At 49.3% G+C, this 15,334-nt stretch carries 13 protein-coding genes and 1 tRNA gene; 6 read left to right on the forward strand and 8 right to left on the reverse strand.

The window, feature by feature from the left end; translation table 11 throughout:
• Positions 1 to 200 precede the first annotated feature (200 nt).
• The 5 genes from OXG10_05865 to OXG10_05885 form a co-directional block, all read right to left on the reverse strand.
• The gene (locus tag OXG10_05865; GenBank protein MCY3826890.1) at positions 201 to 524 is read right to left on the reverse strand and encodes a hypothetical protein; all 324 of its coding nucleotides are present in this window, start codon (positions 522 to 524) and stop codon (positions 201 to 203) included.
• Positions 525 to 645: 121 nt separating this feature from the next.
• A complete protein-coding gene (locus OXG10_05870) occupies positions 646 to 1,236 on the reverse strand; it encodes a hypothetical protein (GenBank protein MCY3826891.1) in 591 nt (196 codons plus the stop codon).
• Positions 1,233 to 1,937, reverse strand: coding sequence for a hypothetical protein (locus OXG10_05875; protein ID MCY3826892.1), 705 nt, complete (start codon positions 1,935 to 1,937; stop codon positions 1,233 to 1,235). Before OXG10_05875 ends, OXG10_05870 begins: the two co-directional genes overlap by 4 nt.
• Positions 1,938 to 2,170: 233 nt before the next feature.
• Positions 2,171 to 2,244, reverse strand: a tRNA-Arg gene (locus tag OXG10_05880).
• Positions 2,245 to 2,283: 39 nt separating this feature from the next.
• The gene (locus tag OXG10_05885; GenBank protein MCY3826893.1) at positions 2,284 to 3,204 is read right to left on the reverse strand and encodes a glutaminyl-peptide cyclotransferase; all 921 of its coding nucleotides are present in this window, start codon (positions 3,202 to 3,204) and stop codon (positions 2,284 to 2,286) included.
• A gap of 116 nt (positions 3,205 to 3,320) precedes the next feature.
• Here OXG10_05885 and OXG10_05890 point away from each other — a divergent pair, with 116 nt between their 5' ends.
• Genes OXG10_05890 through OXG10_05910 form a run of 5 tightly spaced genes read left to right on the forward strand, consistent with a single transcriptional unit; the run spans position 3,321 to position 7,972 of the window.
• Positions 3,321 to 3,980 (forward strand): metal-dependent transcriptional regulator, encoded by a 660-nt coding sequence (locus tag OXG10_05890; protein ID MCY3826894.1) that lies wholly within the window; start codon positions 3,321 to 3,323, stop codon positions 3,978 to 3,980.
• Positions 3,981 to 3,991: 11 nt separating this feature from the next.
• Entirely contained in the window at positions 3,992 to 4,975 is a 984-nt protein-coding gene (locus OXG10_05895) for a zinc ABC transporter substrate-binding protein (GenBank protein ID MCY3826895.1), read from the forward strand.
• Entirely contained in the window at positions 4,975 to 5,751 is a 777-nt protein-coding gene (locus OXG10_05900; protein ID MCY3826896.1) for a metal ABC transporter ATP-binding protein, read from the forward strand. Before OXG10_05895 ends, OXG10_05900 begins: the two co-directional genes overlap by 1 nt.
• On the forward strand, positions 5,751 to 6,875 hold the full coding sequence (locus OXG10_05905) for a metal ABC transporter permease (protein ID MCY3826897.1): 1,125 nt from the start codon (positions 5,751 to 5,753) through the stop codon (positions 6,873 to 6,875). Before OXG10_05900 ends, OXG10_05905 begins: the two co-directional genes overlap by 1 nt.
• Positions 6,872 to 7,972: a metal ABC transporter permease gene (locus OXG10_05910; GenBank protein MCY3826898.1), complete on the forward strand. Its 1,101-nt coding sequence runs from the start codon at positions 6,872 to 6,874 to the stop codon at positions 7,970 to 7,972. The genes OXG10_05905 and OXG10_05910 overlap by 4 nt, the downstream gene beginning before the upstream one ends.
• Positions 7,973 to 7,980: 8 nt before the next feature.
• On the opposite strand, the gene OXG10_05915 is transcribed toward OXG10_05910, so the two are convergent.
• On the reverse strand, positions 7,981 to 8,706 hold the full coding sequence (locus OXG10_05915) for a hypothetical protein (protein ID MCY3826899.1): 726 nt from the start codon (positions 8,704 to 8,706) through the stop codon (positions 7,981 to 7,983).
• A 115-nt stretch (positions 8,707 to 8,821) separates the two neighbouring features.
• Between OXG10_05915 and OXG10_05920 the strand changes: the two genes are divergently transcribed.
• On the forward strand, positions 8,822 to 10,030 hold the full coding sequence (locus OXG10_05920; GenBank protein ID MCY3826900.1) for a glycosyltransferase family 4 protein: 1,209 nt from the start codon (positions 8,822 to 8,824) through the stop codon (positions 10,028 to 10,030).
• Between the two features lies 1 nt (position 10,031).
• Here OXG10_05920 and der read toward each other — a convergent pair whose 3' ends face one another.
• Positions 10,032 to 11,378 carry a ribosome biogenesis GTPase Der gene (der, locus tag OXG10_05925; protein ID MCY3826901.1) on the reverse strand — a complete coding sequence of 449 codons (1,347 nt, stop codon included), beginning with the start codon at positions 11,376 to 11,378 and terminating at the stop codon, positions 10,032 to 10,034.
• A gap of 51 nt (positions 11,379 to 11,429) precedes the next feature.
• On the reverse strand, positions 11,430 to 15,245 hold the full coding sequence (locus tag OXG10_05930) for a translocation/assembly module TamB (GenBank protein MCY3826902.1): 3,816 nt from the start codon (positions 15,243 to 15,245) through the stop codon (positions 11,430 to 11,432).
• Between the last annotated feature and the right edge of the window lie 89 nt (positions 15,246 to 15,334).

Raw genomic sequence — 15,334 nt, forward strand, 5'->3', positions numbered from 1 at the left:
AATTGCGGCAAGTTTGCCCCAAAAACAGACGTAAATCGGTCTCTTCTCGCACTTTATCTGTTCTGTTCACCATGGAAGTGGTAAGATTCTTCAGGAAGCCGCTTGAATCAATAATTTTGCAAGAGGCTCTATAGCATGTTCAACCCGAGTAACGCTGGAACCTTGTTTGCCATGATCTTGCTTCTTTCAAATGGCCGGGACTACGGTCTAGGTCTATCTTGCCATTCTGAACAAGCTGCCAACTGCACGGCGTGCTGTTTCTGTTCATCTCGCCTTTCCTTCCCAACTATATTTTCGTCTATATTCAGAAAGATGTCAGTATGGTAAGCATTATCGGCAGTCGGTGTAGCTTCAACTGTTCTTCCGTTGGTTGAAGCGGAGAGCACAGTGATTATAGCCCAACCGTAAAATTTTTTGCTTGGGATCCTGTCTCTCGCCCGGTCTTCGGCTAATGAAGCCATTTCCGAAACAAGCGCTCTATCCATTCTGTCAACGGATATGGATTCCGCGTCGTGACTTTCCAAAAAAACATCCCTGGGAATTTGACCACTGCTCTGAGCCCTTTTCGACAATCTTCTGGAAAAGATGCTTCTGCCAAGCCGCTCATTGTCAGTAAGGTCGGGAAGTCGGCACATTCTGATTCCCTTACGATTCATTCAATAATTGCAGCTGCTCTCTCACAAATCCGTCGGGAAGTTCAGAGGAATCTTGGTATCGAGCACGCCGATTTTTCCCGTTTATGTAAGAGAAACAGGCTCCTTGCCCATTGTTGTCGAGTTCAATTGCAACTATTGAAGGTTCTACAGGTGATTTAAACTGAATAACAATCTCTCCTTCTTCAGTTGGGTAGATAATGGGTGCCAGACTCTGGTTCTTCAATTTTTTAATAATTATCTTGGCCTGTTGTTTAGTATTGGAACTGATTTCTGGCAATCTTTCTTCAGCTACTTCTGCGTCCAGTTCCTCCAACTGTTTTAACGCATCAGCATACCACTCTGCATACGAATCTTGTGCAGATAGGTTTTGATTCTGCGGATATCCTGTCTCTCTAGTGACTGTAAATCCAGTCTTATATGGACTGCTGCCAAAAGAAACCTCTCGTTCTTGAGCAGGAATTTTTTGGAAACCGGACAGATTCTCTGTGTTTGCGTGAGAAAGAAGCCGGCCACTTATGCCGTATTGCAACTCCGGCAAAAGGTAGGTGGTATTTGTCCCCATATTTACGGTTTGGTTCATTGATTGTCCCTGTATTCTATTCCCGTCGATTGGTCCGCAAGCCTATAGAGTTTTTCCAGCAGTTGTTTCTGACCGGAGAAATTCATGTTCTGTGCAGAAAACAAGTGTATCTGTGTGTTGATGAACAGGCCATCTTCGATTGCTTGCGATACTTCCAGCAATCGGCGAAGCGTCCAGGTGTTGTTTTTATCCGAGAGCGTCAGATGAAAAGATGGTTGGTACTTGGTTTCCTGTTCTGAATTCATAACATCGACAACTTTTTTATGTGTGAACTGAGACAGGTAGTAATCAGCGGAGTGCCCGCTTACAACCTCCACATGCCTGTTGGATGTATGTGACAGCAGTACCTGTTCATGATTGCTGAAATCTGTTGAACACCATTCCATTGATCTACGGAGAACTTCATCAACAGTTGGAATGTCTTTTCTGGTTATTCGAGCAAAACTTAGCCGCAGGAAGTCTGGACTCAAAACAATCCTGCACGCTCCAGCGAACAGCTGGCATGAACACTGGACCTCTCCTAAAGAATCGGATTTTGTCATCCTGAAGTCTGATGGTCGGATTCTCAGCCAATTGTCAAATTTATCAACTATTCCGGCGATAAATTTTGATTGCGCTACGGACCAATCCGTAATAAACGGACTTAAAGTCAAACTGACTTCAATCTCTTCTTCATAAGGGTGTGTGCACAGAATGTTCACGTATAACAGCCTCCGCTATAAATATAAATCTGATTTTCATACATGCAAGCAGCGGGAAGAATGCTTTGAAAAAGATCACTACAGGAAAAGCTGACGATGTCGAGGCGATAGACGGGATACTGAGAGAAACAAGGCGATTAGTTTGCAGAAATACAATTATGTATTGGGAATTGGACTAAGAATTTTCTTTTCAGGCAACAGAATACTTGGGAATTAACCCTTTCTTTTCAGCGCGTCCCCGGCAGGATTCGAACCTGCGGCCTCAGGATTAGGAATCCTGCGCTCTATCCAACTGAGCTACGGGGACACAGAAGGGAAAATGAGTCTACCCGCTTGGGTTGCCGCTTCAAGGGGAAGTGAGTTTTATCTCGAAAACCTCAGACCAGTTCTTTCCGGTAATAAGGAAGGTGCGGGAAGAGGGTTTCCAGGCGATTCCGTTAAGCACTCCGGCCTCGTTCGAAAGACTGAGCCTTTCCCTGAGTTGCCCCAGGTTTATCCGCCTCTTCACGATTCCGCTTTCGGGGTCTACGACCACTATGTCGTCCGAGTGCCATATGTTGCAGTAGATTCTTCCCTCCGCGTATTCGAGCTCGTTAAGCCTGGCAACTGCCGCCCCGTTTTCCTTTACTCTTAAGACTTTCGTTACCTCGAAGCTCTCTGGGGAGAGAAAATACAGTTTTTCGGTTCCGTCGCTCATTATGAGCTGCGTTCCGTCGTCGGTAAGCCCCCAGCCTTCCGTGGAATAGGTAAATGTCCCCCTGCGTTTCAGGTCTTCCTTGCCGTATATGAAGCCTTGACCGGACTTCCATGTGAGCTGGTATACGCTATCGCCTATTATGGCAAGACCTTCGCCGAAAAACTCACGGGGAAGATCTGTTCTGGCAAGTACTTTTCCCGTAGCCGGATTCGTTTTCCTAAGAGACGACTTTCTGTATAACCCCGTGCTTTCATAAAGAAACCCGTCTCTGTAAACAAGACCCTGAGTGAAGGCGGCCGGATCGTGAGGGAAAGAGTTAAGCACAGTAAGGGCGTCTTGAGGTTTTAAGATCTGTTTTTTCCGACCCTCCGTTTCAGCACGAGCGGGCGGGTGGTCAGAAGCAGGAGCTTTGTCAGAATTCCTTCCTGGATTCAGCGTTTCGGAACAAGAGAAGAAAAGAAAGAGAGAGAGGAAAACCAGAAGGCTCGGAACAAGGTTTTCTCTTATGCCCCGGGGGTTTCGCATGGGGTTTATTGTAAGCCATAAGCGGTTCTTTTCGAAACCAGTCATATTTGCTTGACAGCGGTTTTGTTTTCGCTAGAATTAAAAATGAATTTAGACAAGACTAAAATATTTTTTTGCCTGTTTGAATTTTAAGCGTTTTTACTTGGATAAAGAGAAAAAAGATGCTTTCGCAATCAATAGAGGATTACCTTAAGGCCATTTACGAGATTGAGACTTCCGAGGGGAAGGTTTCGACCAGCGCACTTTCGGAAAAACTGGGCGTGTCTCCGGCTTCGGTTACGAGCATGATGAAAAAGCTCTCGGAGAAAAAGCTTATAACCCACAAGCGCTACCAAGGGGTGAAGCTTACTCCCGCTGGCAGGAAAATAGCTCTTGAGATAATCAGACATCACCGGCTTATCGAGCTTTACCTGAAGGAGGCGCTAGGCGTTCCTTGGGACCAGGTGCACCAGGAAGCCGAGAAATGGGAACACGTGCTCTCAGAGGATCTTGAAGACAGGATCGACAAGTTTCTCGGTTATCCGGTCACCGACCCGCACGGCTCACCGATCCCGCGCCGAGACGGCACCATGATCGTGAGGGAGTGCGACGCTCTTGTGGATGTGGAGCCTGACACCTTGGTGAGAGTGGTTGAAGTGAGCGATCATGACCCGGAACTGCTTCGTTACTTGGGCGGGATAGGGCTTTACCCCGAAACCGAGATGACGGTTGTTTCGAAGCAGCCTTTTAAGGGTCCCATAATCGTCGAGCTGACCGGGAAGGAATATCCCATAGGGCGAAACGCTGCCAAGTACATACTGGTTGAGAAAGCGAACAACTGAGAGAGGAAAAAATGAAAATGATAGCGGGCATAAGGTTTTTTATGCTTTCTGCGTTGCTGGTGCTCTGTGTGGCCTGCGCTGAAAGCAGCGGAAGCGTAAAAAGAGAAGGCACGATAAAAGTGGTTACGACCACCGCTATGATCGGGGATCTGGTCAAGAACGTCGCCGGGGAAAAAGCGGAGGTCATCTCCCTCATGGGAACCGGGGTTGACCCGCATCTTTACAAAGCGAGCGCCGGGGACGTGGAAAAGCTTGCCGGAGCCGACATGATTTTTTATAACGGTCTTCACCTCGAGGGAAAGATTACGGATGTTCTTGCGCAGATGAAAAAAAGCGGGATATTCACCGTAGGGGTTGCGGAGGGAATCGACAAGTCCCTGCTTCTTTCTCCCGAGGAATACGAAGGATACTACGATCCGCATATCTGGTTTGACGTCGCTCTGTGGAAAAAAGCGGCCAAGGTGGTCAAGGAGGCTTTCTCACTCTACGATCCGGAAAACGCCGTTATCTACAAGCAGAACGCCGAATCCTATCTCAAAGAACTGAATCTTCTGCAGTCTTACATACAGAAGAAGGTAGCCTTGTTGCGCCACGAAAGAAAAGTCCTTATAACGGCCCACGATGCATTTAATTATTTCGGAAGAGGTTACGGATTTGAGGTAATGGGGCTTCAGGGAATAAGTACCGATTCTGAAGCGAGCGTTGCGGATATACAAAATCTCTCAAGGGTAATTGCCGAGCGAAAAATTCCGGCAGTTTTCGTTGAAACCTCCATCTCTCCCAGATACATGCGTGCCCTTCGGGCCTCGGTCAAGGCAAGAGGTTTTGATGTCCGGATAGGCGGCAGTCTTTACTCGGACTCGATGGGCAGCCCGGGAACAGAAGAGGGTAGCTACATAGGGATGTTCAGAAGCAACGTGGATACTATCGTGGAATCGCTCAGTCGCAGTATCGAGGTTGCCGATTCCAAAGCCGAAGCCGCCGGAGATGGGTAATGAGCAGCGGAGAGGAGAATCCGGCCGTTCCGGCAGTCCGTGTGACGGACCTTACCGTCGCTTACGGCGACAAGACCGTTCTCTGGGATATAGACCTTGAGATTCCAAGCGGGTCGATAGTCGCCGTTGTGGGACCGAACGGCGCCGGCAAGACAACCCTGATAAAATCTATCCAAGGACTTGTTCCGCGCGTTGCGGGAGTCGTCTCCATCCACGGTAAACCTTACGAAAAACAGAGAAAGGAAGTGAGTTACGTTCCCCAGAGAGGTTCTGTAGACTGGGATTTTCCCACTTCCGTAGTGGATACGGTGAAAATGGGCAGTTACGGAGACCTGGGATGGATAAGACGTCCCGGAAGAAAGGAGCATGAAAAGGCGCTCAGCGCCCTTGAGAAAGTCGATATGCTTGAGTTTGCCCAGAGGCAGATAAGCCAGCTCTCCGGAGGGCAGCAGCAGAGAGTTTTCCTCGCAAGAGCCCTTGTTCAGAGCGCATCGGTTTACCTTCTGGATGAGCCTTTCCAAGGGGTTGATGCTACGACCGAGAAAGCGATAGTCAGGATACTGAAGGAACTTGCCGCCGGGGGAAAAACTGTGCTTGCGGTTCATCACGATCTTAACACCGTTTCCGAGTACTACCAGCGGATCGCCATTCTGAATGTGGGACTTGTGGCCTCGGGGAGGGTGGATGAGGTCTTTAATTCTGAGAATCTCATGAAGGCTTACGGAGGCAAGACCTCCTTTTTCCCCGAAAGAAAATCGGCCAAAAGGGCAGTGTGATGCTTGAATTTGCGGTTGAGCTTTTCTCTGACTATACGGCCAGGACCATTCTCTTGGGAGCGGCTTCCCTTGGGGTTGTAAGCGGCGTGGTCGGCTCTTACGCGGTGCTTAGAAAGCAAAGCCTCGTGGGCGACGTCATGTCGCACGCGGCCCTTCCCGGAATAGTGCTTGCCTTCCTCATAATGGGAGTCAAGGAACAGCTGCCGATCTTTATCGGGGCCGCGCTCTCCGCCGTCCTGGCGGTTTTTCTGATCAACCTAGTTACGAGCAACTCGAGGATAAAAACCGACAGCGCTATGGGGATGGCGCTTTCTGTCTTTTTCGGGCTTGGCCTTGTTCTTCTTACCTACGCGCAGAAAATGCCGGACGCCAACCAGGCGGGGCTTGATAAGTTTCTTTTCGGTCAGGCGGAGGCGCTTGTCGAAAAAGACGTCCTTGTTATAGGTGTTACGGGGCTTTTCGCCCTTTTGGTTGTGGGACTTTTCTGGAAAGAGTTCAAACTTCTTTGCTTCGATCCGGATTTCGGGGGAACTATGAGCTTTTCCATTAAGTCTCTGGACCTGCTCGTTACGGCCGTCATAGTTTCGGCAATAGTAATCGGGCTGCAGACAGTAGGGGTCGTGCTTATGAGCTCAATGCTCATTGCCCCCGCGGTTGCGGCCAGACAGTGGACCGGCGGTATGGGCTCGATGGTGATTCTTGCGGCCTCAATAGCGGCCGTCTCCGGCGTAACCGGTGTTGCGCTAAGTGCCGGGCTTGAGAACGTGCCGACGGGACCGGCGGTTATAGTCTGCGTGAGCGTCATCGCTTTTTTTTCGGTTCTTTTCTCGCCGAACGGATTTTTCACCCTGAGATTCAAAGACGCCAGGAGCAGAAGGGAGATAAGGAAGGATTACGTCTTAAAAGCCCTGCACGATCTGGCTCTTGAGCATAACGACCCCGGCTACGCGCATTCCGAGAAGCTGCTTGCGCTTGGAAGCGAGAAGGGGTTTAACGTGAGAAAAAGTCTTTTGCATCTGCAGGCGGCGGGGCACGTGGAGAGAGCGGGCGAAGAGAACTGGCGGCTCACCCCAAGCGGTATTCGCGAGACCAGGAGGCTTTCACCGGTGGGGAATAACGGATGAGTCCGCATCAGTTTGATATACAGCTGGTAGCCGTCATAGTCGCGGCTTCATGCGCCATACCGGGGGCGTTTCTTGTTCTAAGAAGAATGTCCATGATGACTGACGCGATCAGCCATTCCATTCTGCTCGGCATAATTCTCGCTTTTTTTCTCGTGAAGGACCTTTCATCGCCGATTCTCATAATAGGGGCCGCCGCAAGCGGGGTGCTTGCGATTTCGCTCATAGAGGCGGTTAACCGCGCAAGGCTGGTTAAAAAGGACGCGTCGATAGGGATAGTTTTCCCGTTTCTTTTCAGCGTGGCGGTCATACTGCTTTCCAAGTACGCGCGAAACGTGCATATTGACACCCACTCCGTGCTTCTCGGAGAGATAGCGTTCGCTCCTTTTAACCGCCTGATTCTCTCGGGTATGGACCTGGGACCCAAAGCGGTTTACGTAATGGGTTCGATTCTTCTTCTGAACCTGCTTTTCATTTCCTTTTTCTACAAGGAGCTTAAGGTGTCGACTTTTGACGAGAGCTTTGCGTCGTCAATAGGGTTCCGTCCCCGACTCATCCACTACCTGCTTATGGCTGTTGTGTCGCTTACATGCGTCGGGGCGTTTGACGCCGTGGGCTCGATACTTGTTATAGCGCTTATAGTGATTCCGCCGTGCTGTGCCTACCTTCTTACGGATTCGCTTTTCAGGATGATTCTCCTGAGCGTGGTCTTTGGAATCTCGGCAGCCGTTTCGGGGTTCTGGGTCGCCAACTGGCTTGACGTTAACATAGCGGGTTCAATGGCCTTTGTGTGCGGGTTATTTTTCCTCGTGGTTTTTCTCCTTGCTCCCCAAAGGGGACTCTTCGGCATAATAAGAGAAAAAAGGAGACAGAGAATGGATTTTGCCGAAGCTTCGCTTCTCGTGAGTCTTTACAACCAGGAAAGAGGGGAGACGGTAAAGAACCATCCCGACAGCAGGGGCATGTTTCGGTCGGCTGATTTCGCGTCAAAAGTGGTTGAATTTCTGAAGCGGAAAGGAGAAATAGCTGTTGCGGGCGGAAAGCTTTTTCTTACGGAGAAAGGAAGAGAGAGGGCACGTATGACCATGGAGGGAAGATAACGGAGGTCTTAGAGTAGGCGGAGCGGTTCTACTGCTCTTACGGTTCTGGGCTCATCCGTCAGTTCCCCGTCTCTTATTTCAATCTGGCGCCCAGGAGCCAGTTGATCACATCTGGGGTTATCTTCTCCCTCTATTCCCGTATTATCCAGTCTGACGGTTATTGTTACAGTTTCACTGCCCTCGGCTGATATCTTAATCAATATTTCTCCGTTTAGTTCATCGTCTTCGTCTGTACAATCTTTGTTCCCTTCAACGTCAACTTCTCCATTGAAAGTTATTTCGACTTTTTCTCGGTAAGATATCCTTTGATCCTTTATATCTATATCTCCAATTTTAACCACAGATCCGGGGAAAACATTTCTTCTCCCCGCGCCGATTTGGGAAGATTCGTCCCCGGTCTCAAAAATCTGAAGCTGAACTTCCGGGTCGAGATTTCCCTTTAGGGAAAATTTATCGTCCTGTAATATGTCCTCTTCAATTGCTCTTACTTCGCAGTTTCGTATATCCCCGTTTTCCACGACACATGCCTTTATGACAAAGCTTGCTCCTTCGTAAGCGGACGGCACATCCCTGATGGTGCCCTCTATCGTTTCTTCATGAGATACATCGGCGTTTCCATTGTTCCCGCTTCCGCCGAAATCAACATCCAGACCGCACCCTGAAACTGCGAATAAGGAAATAAAGAGGAAAAACAGGTAGATTTTCACGGCGCTTGCGCAGGTTTTTGTGTGCATTAAGATTCCTCGATTTTTAATTTGCCTGACATAAAAGATAACATGAAATTCATATTAGTTTATTTTTCTTTTCCGCTTTGACACTCCGGGGGATTTTACCGCAATATCAGCCGATATGAAAAAAACAAACGTGCTTTTCATCAATCACTCGGTAAGGGACGGAGGACCGGGAAGAAGCCTTCTCTACATACTGAAGTACATCGACCGGGATAAGATAAACCCTTTTGTGCTCGTGCCGAAACACGACATATTCTCTGAGAGCCTGAAATCCGAGGGCATCTTTGAAAACGTCATAGTCGACCCCAGGTTTCCCGAGAACATACAGAAATCAACAATGGTGGCGGACACAACGCGGGCCCCGGGTCTTATGAGAGTTTTCTCCATAATCGTAAACATAGTGAATATGCTCCGCCTGCTTTGCGGTTCCCCTAAGATAATCAGGGAAAACGGAATCGACATTGTCTACTGTAACGGAACCCTTGGGAAAATCGTGGGAACTCTGATCGGGAGGAAAAACAAAAAACCCGTTATCTGGCACGTAAGGAACATACAGCAGACGCGGTTTATGAAATCTTTAATGGAAACGCTCTCGGGGTTTCAGTGCGTGAAGAAGATAATATGCGTTTCCCGCGCCACGGCCAAGCCGTTTGAGAGGGCAAAAAACAAGGTTCACGTCGTCTATAACGGCATTGACCCCGCGGATTTCGACAGGGATTCCGTTCGGGGTTCTCTAAGAGAGGAGTTCTCCATTCCGCCGGATACGGTGCTTGTCGGAAACACCGGGAGGGTGGTTCCGAGAAAGGGCTACGTGGAATTCATCGACACTGTAAGCCGACTTGTCTCGGACGGCAATATCAGGGAGAAAACAAAGTTCGTTATAGTCGGAGATACTCCGTGGTTCTTTCCGAAAAACCACCTGCGGGAGCTTGAGGATCATGCGGAGAGACTGGGGGTGCGGGATAGCTTTATCTTCACCGGGTACAGAAAGGACGTAAGGCCGTATCTTAAGGATTTTGACCTCTTCGTTATTCCGTCCAATTATCCGGATCCTTTCCCGAGGTCAGTGATAGAGGCGATGGCGTTCAGTCTCCCCGTCGTGGGTTTTTCAATAGGGGGAATAGCGGAGGCCGTTGAGGACGGAAAGACCGGTTTTCTCTGCGCACCGGGGGATTTTCAGGAGATGGGGGAGAGCGTCTCGATTCTTGCGTGGGACGCGGAGGCCCGGGGTGAAATGGGCCGAAACTCAAGGCGCAGGGTGATGGAAATGTGTTCCGCTGCCGAGCGGACCGCGGACGTACAGAGAATAATACTCGAGGTCCGGTAAGCTAGACTTCCTTTCCTTCCCTGTCCCGAAACAGAAGCCTGAGGGGAGACCCCTCGAAGTCCGCGTACTCCCTTAACTTGTTCTCAAGGAACCTTCTGTAGTTCTCCGGGATGCCCTTTGCCGAATTCGTGAAGATCGTAAATGTCGGCGGTGCGGTGAAAGGCTGCGAGATGTAGAAAAGCCTGATCTCCTTTCTTCTGTAGACCGGGGGAGGATGGCGTTTTGTAAGGTCTTCGAGGAACCTGTTTAGCTTTCCCGTGGATATCTTTCTTTTAAAATTTTCCTCCACCCGCTCGACAACGTCAAAGATTCTCCCGACTTTCTTGCCGGTAAGAGCGGAGATGGTCAGCACGGGGGCGTAGTCAACCCCGGGCAGTTTCTCCTTTGTTACCTCCTCAACCTCTTTGGGGTCCGCTATGTCCTCGGGAGCGAGATCCCATTTGTTAAGCAGTATTATAAGGGCCCTGTTTCTGCCTTTAATCAGTTCCGCGAGGCGCGAGTCGTGGTGGGTCGGGCCTTCTTGACCGTCTATCATCAGCAGTACGATGTGGGCTCTTTCGATGGACCTTATTGCCCGGAAAACGCTGTGTTTCTCAACCGGGGCGTCTATTCTTGACTTCCTTCTTATGCCCGCGGTATCAATAAAGACGTATCTCTTTCCGTCTTTTTCATATACGGAGTCAATGGAGTCGCGTGTCGTGCCGGGCGTGGAACTTGTTATGAGTCTCTGTTCTCCGAGTATCCTGTTCACTAGGGTGGATTTTCCCACGTTGGGTTTGCCGATAACGGCGATTCTCGTCTCTTCTGACTCTTCCGATTCTGCTTCCGGCTGCACGGAAGTTTCTATGCAGGAAGCGATCTGCTCCGCGAGTTCGTAGATATTTTTGTTGTGAAGCGCGGAAATCGCCATGAAGTCATCCGTGCCCGTCCCGTAGAATTCGTATGTCTTCAGCACCTGTTTTATGTTCCCATGGTCGATTTTGTTTACGGCGTAGATGACTTTCTTGTCGGTCTTTCGAAGATACCGCACTATCTCGGAATCCTGAGGCAGGACCCCGTCCCTGCCGTCAAAAAGCATCACCACGAGATCGGCTTCCGAGATAGCCACGTCTATCTGCTCTTTTATGAGTGAGTAGTCCTGGTCGTCTTCGCCGAGAGAAAGCCCTCCGGTGTCAACCAAGGTGAACTCCTTTTCCTTCCATCGGGTGTCTTCATAGACCCTGTCTCTCGTGACGCCAGGGATATCCTCTACTATCGTCTTGTTCCACCCTATTATTCTGTTAAAAAGGGTGGACTTGCCGACATTTGGTCTTCCGACTATGGCTACGATAGGCTTTTCCCCGCTCATTGCGCTTCTCCGTTACAGTTTCCGGGAAGAATATGCCCGAAGTTTGGGCTTTTAATAATTGAAATTGTAGAAAAAATCGACTCCGGGGTTTTCTCCCCCCATCTGGCTTTCAATCGAGAATCTTCTGTTCAGTCTCCATTCGAGGTTGAGCTTGTTACGCATCTCCACCGTGTGATCAAGCGAGGTCTTGGAGGGCGACCTCTCGTAGCCGACGAAGATATCTCTTGTGACGTAGGAGCCGACTTTTAGCGTGCTGTCCTCAAACCCTCGGTCTCCTTCCTGTATGCTCAGGAGGTCAAGACCGATCTCAGAGCTTAAAAGCTCCGAAATTCCGCCTGTGGCAACCGCGGTCGCGAATTTCCCAACAAAGGCCCTTTGCTGGTTCTGGAGCCTGTTGCTCGAAGCTCCGAAGACTATATAGGAGATTATGTCGATTTCTTCAAGATCGGGAGTGCTTGAGAGAGACAGGTCCGGTTCCCTCAGGTCTCCCGTGACGTTTACGTACACGTCAACATCGTCGGCGTCGTAGTAGGCCTTGACGTTGAGATCCGGGTTATTCGACGCCCCCGTAAAATTAAGCGTGGCGTCTTCTATGTCGAAAAGCTTGCCGAAGACCGTGTAATATCCCTCGGATGACACTATGTTTCCCTGCATGTTGAGGTCTCCGCCCGGTTCTTTCTTAAGCCTCAGTTTTCCTCTTGTATTGAAGTTGGCCTCTTTGGTTTTAATCCATGTGCCTGAGGAGATATCGACTGAGATATCCATCGCGGTTTTTTCTCTGTAAAAGCCGGTTTCATTCTGTGCCTCAAGTGAAAACTCATCGGCCAGACTTTCGGTTTTCTCTATGAAGCTGATGTCTCTTATGCTTTTTATCCTGCCCGGGTACAGGCGAATTCTTCCCGCAGTGACCTTGGTTTTTCCCGTTACTTTAAGAAATTCGCCTTTTTTTTCTATCTTGAGATCACCGGAGAGATCCGTTTTTATCGAATGAGGATTAAAACGGACTTTCTCCATCTCAAGATTCGCGCGGTAGGTGAAATCGGAGATGTCCATTCTGCCTTTCAGGTAGGCTCTCCCCTGTTTTGAGAGGATTTCCGTCCTTGGCAAGGAGAGTTTTGTCCCGCTGAGCGAAAGCTTCGCGTGCTCGGTGAACAGACTGTTTCTGAGCTGGGCAAGAGAGAGTCTCATGCCGTTTAGCTCAAGATTCCCTTTTACACGCGGTCTTGAGAGGGTGCCGTTCAGAGAAAGACTGCCGGATGAGAAGTCGCCATCGATCTTCTCTATCGAATTTGAAAAAATTTCCATGAACCCGAGGCCGTATCCATCCGACTTCAATTCAAGGTCAATCGAAGTTCCCATTATCGCTTCCAGCGGGCTCTGCGCATTTCGCGGAACCAGCAGATCTCCTCGCAAGCTTAGGTTTTCCTTTTGTTCCAGGGAGGATAGCAGGTCCAGAGAAAGCTTTCCTTTTTCGCCATCGAGCCTGATTTTCATGTCTCCCGATGCTGGGAATCCGTAAGAGAAGCCTTCCGATCTTATTTCGGCCTGGACGGAAGGAGCGGTGAGAGAACCGCTGGCTCGGACTTTTCCGTTGAGAGTTCCCCCCAGGTCGTGTCTGAAATTAAGAACCTTCGATATGATCAGCGGATTGAAGTTTGTTATCTCGGCCCGCAGTTCGATCGTTTTTTCTTTCCTGTCGATTTCTCCCAGAAAGTCGGAGATTTTCCCCTCTCCGTAGAGAAATTCATCTCCCCGAATACTTGCTCTGTCCGAAGATATATCAAGGAAGATATCTCCTTTGTTTTTAAACAGTTTTTCGTCCAGAAGACCTTCAAGATAGGTCATCCTTAATTTTTTCTCGTCTTCCAGAAGGTCGCTAACGCTGAATTCTGAAGAGGCGTAGGAACCGTTTTTCTTGCTCAAAAGAACGCCCGCGTCAAAGAGAGTTTCCGTTCCCCGAAGCTTTGCCTCGATAGTGTCCGAGTAATTGCCGAGAACGCGGGCCCGTTCTCCCAGCAGATATATGTCAAGCGATACCTTGGGGGTGTTTTTTAAATCAATCCGGGTGCTTGACCGTACGGACATTTCCTGAGCTATGAAATCTTCTTCATAGGCGAAGTCCTCTACGCGCGAGTTCGCCTCGATAAGCGGAGTGAAAATGTCTCCGCTGATTTTTCCGCTTGAGTCTATTTTTCCTAAAACCAGAGGAATCCTTTCGTCAATCTCGGAGAGAAAACTCAGGTCCTGCGTTTTGAATTCAAAAACGCAGTCAAGACCCTTCTGCGCTCCTTTGGTTTTTTCCGCGGACAGGGAAAATTGATCGGACAGGACCTTAAGCCTGTTTACCGTCAGGGTTCCTTTTTGAATGCTGCCGTCTATCCGGGAGTTTATGCTGGTTATTCCGTACAGTTCGTCTGTTTTAAGATCGGCGTTTACTCGCAGGTACTTGTCTTCAAAGAATTTGCCTTTTTTCGGTATCGCCCCCTTAAAAGTCGCGTTTCCGTCGACATGGTTGTCAATTGTGATATCCGGGAATTCGAGTTTCAGCTTGAATCCTTTTGCCTTTGAGGTGAAATCGAAATCCGTACCGTCGTTTCTGAACGTCATGTAACCTTCGATCCGAAGGCTGCTTTGCTCGCTGTCTATTACGTCGAGATAATCGGGTTCGATCCGAAGGGAATAGATTTCCCTGCTCGCCCAGCTGCCGCTTACCCTGAGATTCGAGTTCAGCCTCGGGTTGTCTCCGAACTTAAGCGGGTAGGGGGTGCGGTTGAGTATCTCGGTCAGTTCATCCGTGTTCGCGCCGCTTAGCTCCGCGGTGAGATCAAACCAGTTCTTCTCTCCCCCTGCGAGCCATTTCCTAAAGTCGATGCTGCCCCTCAGGCTTGACTCCCCGAATCCTCCGCCTGCCGTGCCTTCTATAAAGGTTTTTGTCCCTTTAATGGTTACAGGTCTGAGGTCCATCCGAAACGGCTTTCCGTTAAGAAAAGAATCGGGTGTCGAGAGCTCCATCGTGCCGACCATGTTGTCTAAGGAGTGCATCTTGACTTTTGTTTTTGCCTTGAGATTTATCTCTCCCTTTCCGTTTATTCCGAGCGTGTCGAAATACACGGTCATGTCGAATTCGGGGTTCCTCAGGCCTCTCGCGACCCCGCTTCCCCTGACCGGCACGCCCTCAACCTTAAATCCTGCGTCCTTGAATACGCAGTCCCAGGAAGCTATATCGATTTTCCCCTTGAGGTTCCTTATCCTGATTCTGGGGGACACGTAGTCGAAATTCATGTCCTTTGCGTCAAGTTCGATCTTTTTCGTCAGTTCAATGATGTTTATCGAGAACAGAGACTCCTCAACCAGGTCAAATTCCCAGACCTTGTCTCTAGTGCGGTCAACAATCGTAACGCGGGAATCGCGGATTCTGTTATTCGCGAAAATGAGGCTTATTCTTTCCCCTTGCGGGCCCTCGGCGGTTTTGTCCTCGTTCTTGAGTTTCTTGAAATCCCATACCCCGCGTCTGTCCTTTGCGAGAAAAACCCTGAGACCTTGTATTTCCGTGTCGGACAAGTAGAGCTTCTTTCTCGAAATCATTGAGTAAAGAAGCGGAATTGAGTAGTTCGTCGAGAGTTTTTCGATCTTCATGTGACTCTCTCCGGCTATTTTTACTTCAATATCGCTTATCTCCAGCGTGGAGATTACGCTTCCCTCGATATCTCCGAGGCTGATATGGAAATTGGGGATTGAGTTTAGCCTTCGCTCTATGAGGTTTTTTGCGTACTGGCGGCTTCCCTCGGTCTGGGAGAACAGAAAAAGCCCCAGGACAATGCCGCAGATTACTGCCGTGAATATAAAAAAAATCGTTCTTCGACGCACTGTCCTTAGTAAAAACGCAGGGAACTTCTCTTCTGTTACGCTGTATAGATCTGGATTTTCCTAACAAGCCTATTATACTTAAAAGCCGC

The organism is Candidatus Dadabacteria bacterium (assembly GCA_026706695.1).
Taxonomy (GTDB): domain Bacteria; phylum Desulfobacterota_D; class UBA1144; order Nemesobacterales; family Nemesobacteraceae; genus Nemesobacter.

Excerpts from the sequence above, each read along its gene's own strand:
- OXG10_05910 (MCY3826898.1), top strand. The coding sequence starts at position 6,872 with ATGAGTCCGCATCAGTTTGATATACAGCTGGTAGCCGTCATAGTCGCG.
- OXG10_05900 (MCY3826896.1), top strand. The coding sequence starts at position 4,975 with ATGAGCAGCGGAGAGGAGAATCCGGCCGTTCCGGCAGTCCGTGTGACG.
- OXG10_05905 (MCY3826897.1), top strand. The coding sequence starts at position 5,751 with ATGCTTGAATTTGCGGTTGAGCTTTTCTCTGACTATACGGCCAGGACC.
- der (MCY3826901.1), bottom strand. The coding sequence starts at position 11,378 with ATGAGCGGGGAAAAGCCTATCGTAGCCATAGTCGGAAGACCAAATGTC.
- OXG10_05885 (MCY3826893.1), bottom strand. The coding sequence starts at position 3,204 with ATGACTGGTTTCGAAAAGAACCGCTTATGGCTTACAATAAACCCCATG.
- OXG10_05915 (MCY3826899.1), bottom strand. The coding sequence starts at position 8,706 with ATGCACACAAAAACCTGCGCAAGCGCCGTGAAAATCTACCTGTTTTTC.
- OXG10_05920 (MCY3826900.1), top strand. The coding sequence starts at position 8,822 with ATGAAAAAAACAAACGTGCTTTTCATCAATCACTCGGTAAGGGACGGA.
- OXG10_05890 (MCY3826894.1), top strand. The coding sequence starts at position 3,321 with ATGCTTTCGCAATCAATAGAGGATTACCTTAAGGCCATTTACGAGATT.
- OXG10_05870 (MCY3826891.1), bottom strand. The coding sequence starts at position 1,236 with ATGAACCAAACCGTAAATATGGGGACAAATACCACCTACCTTTTGCCG.
- OXG10_05895 (MCY3826895.1), top strand. The coding sequence starts at position 3,992 with ATGAAAATGATAGCGGGCATAAGGTTTTTTATGCTTTCTGCGTTGCTG.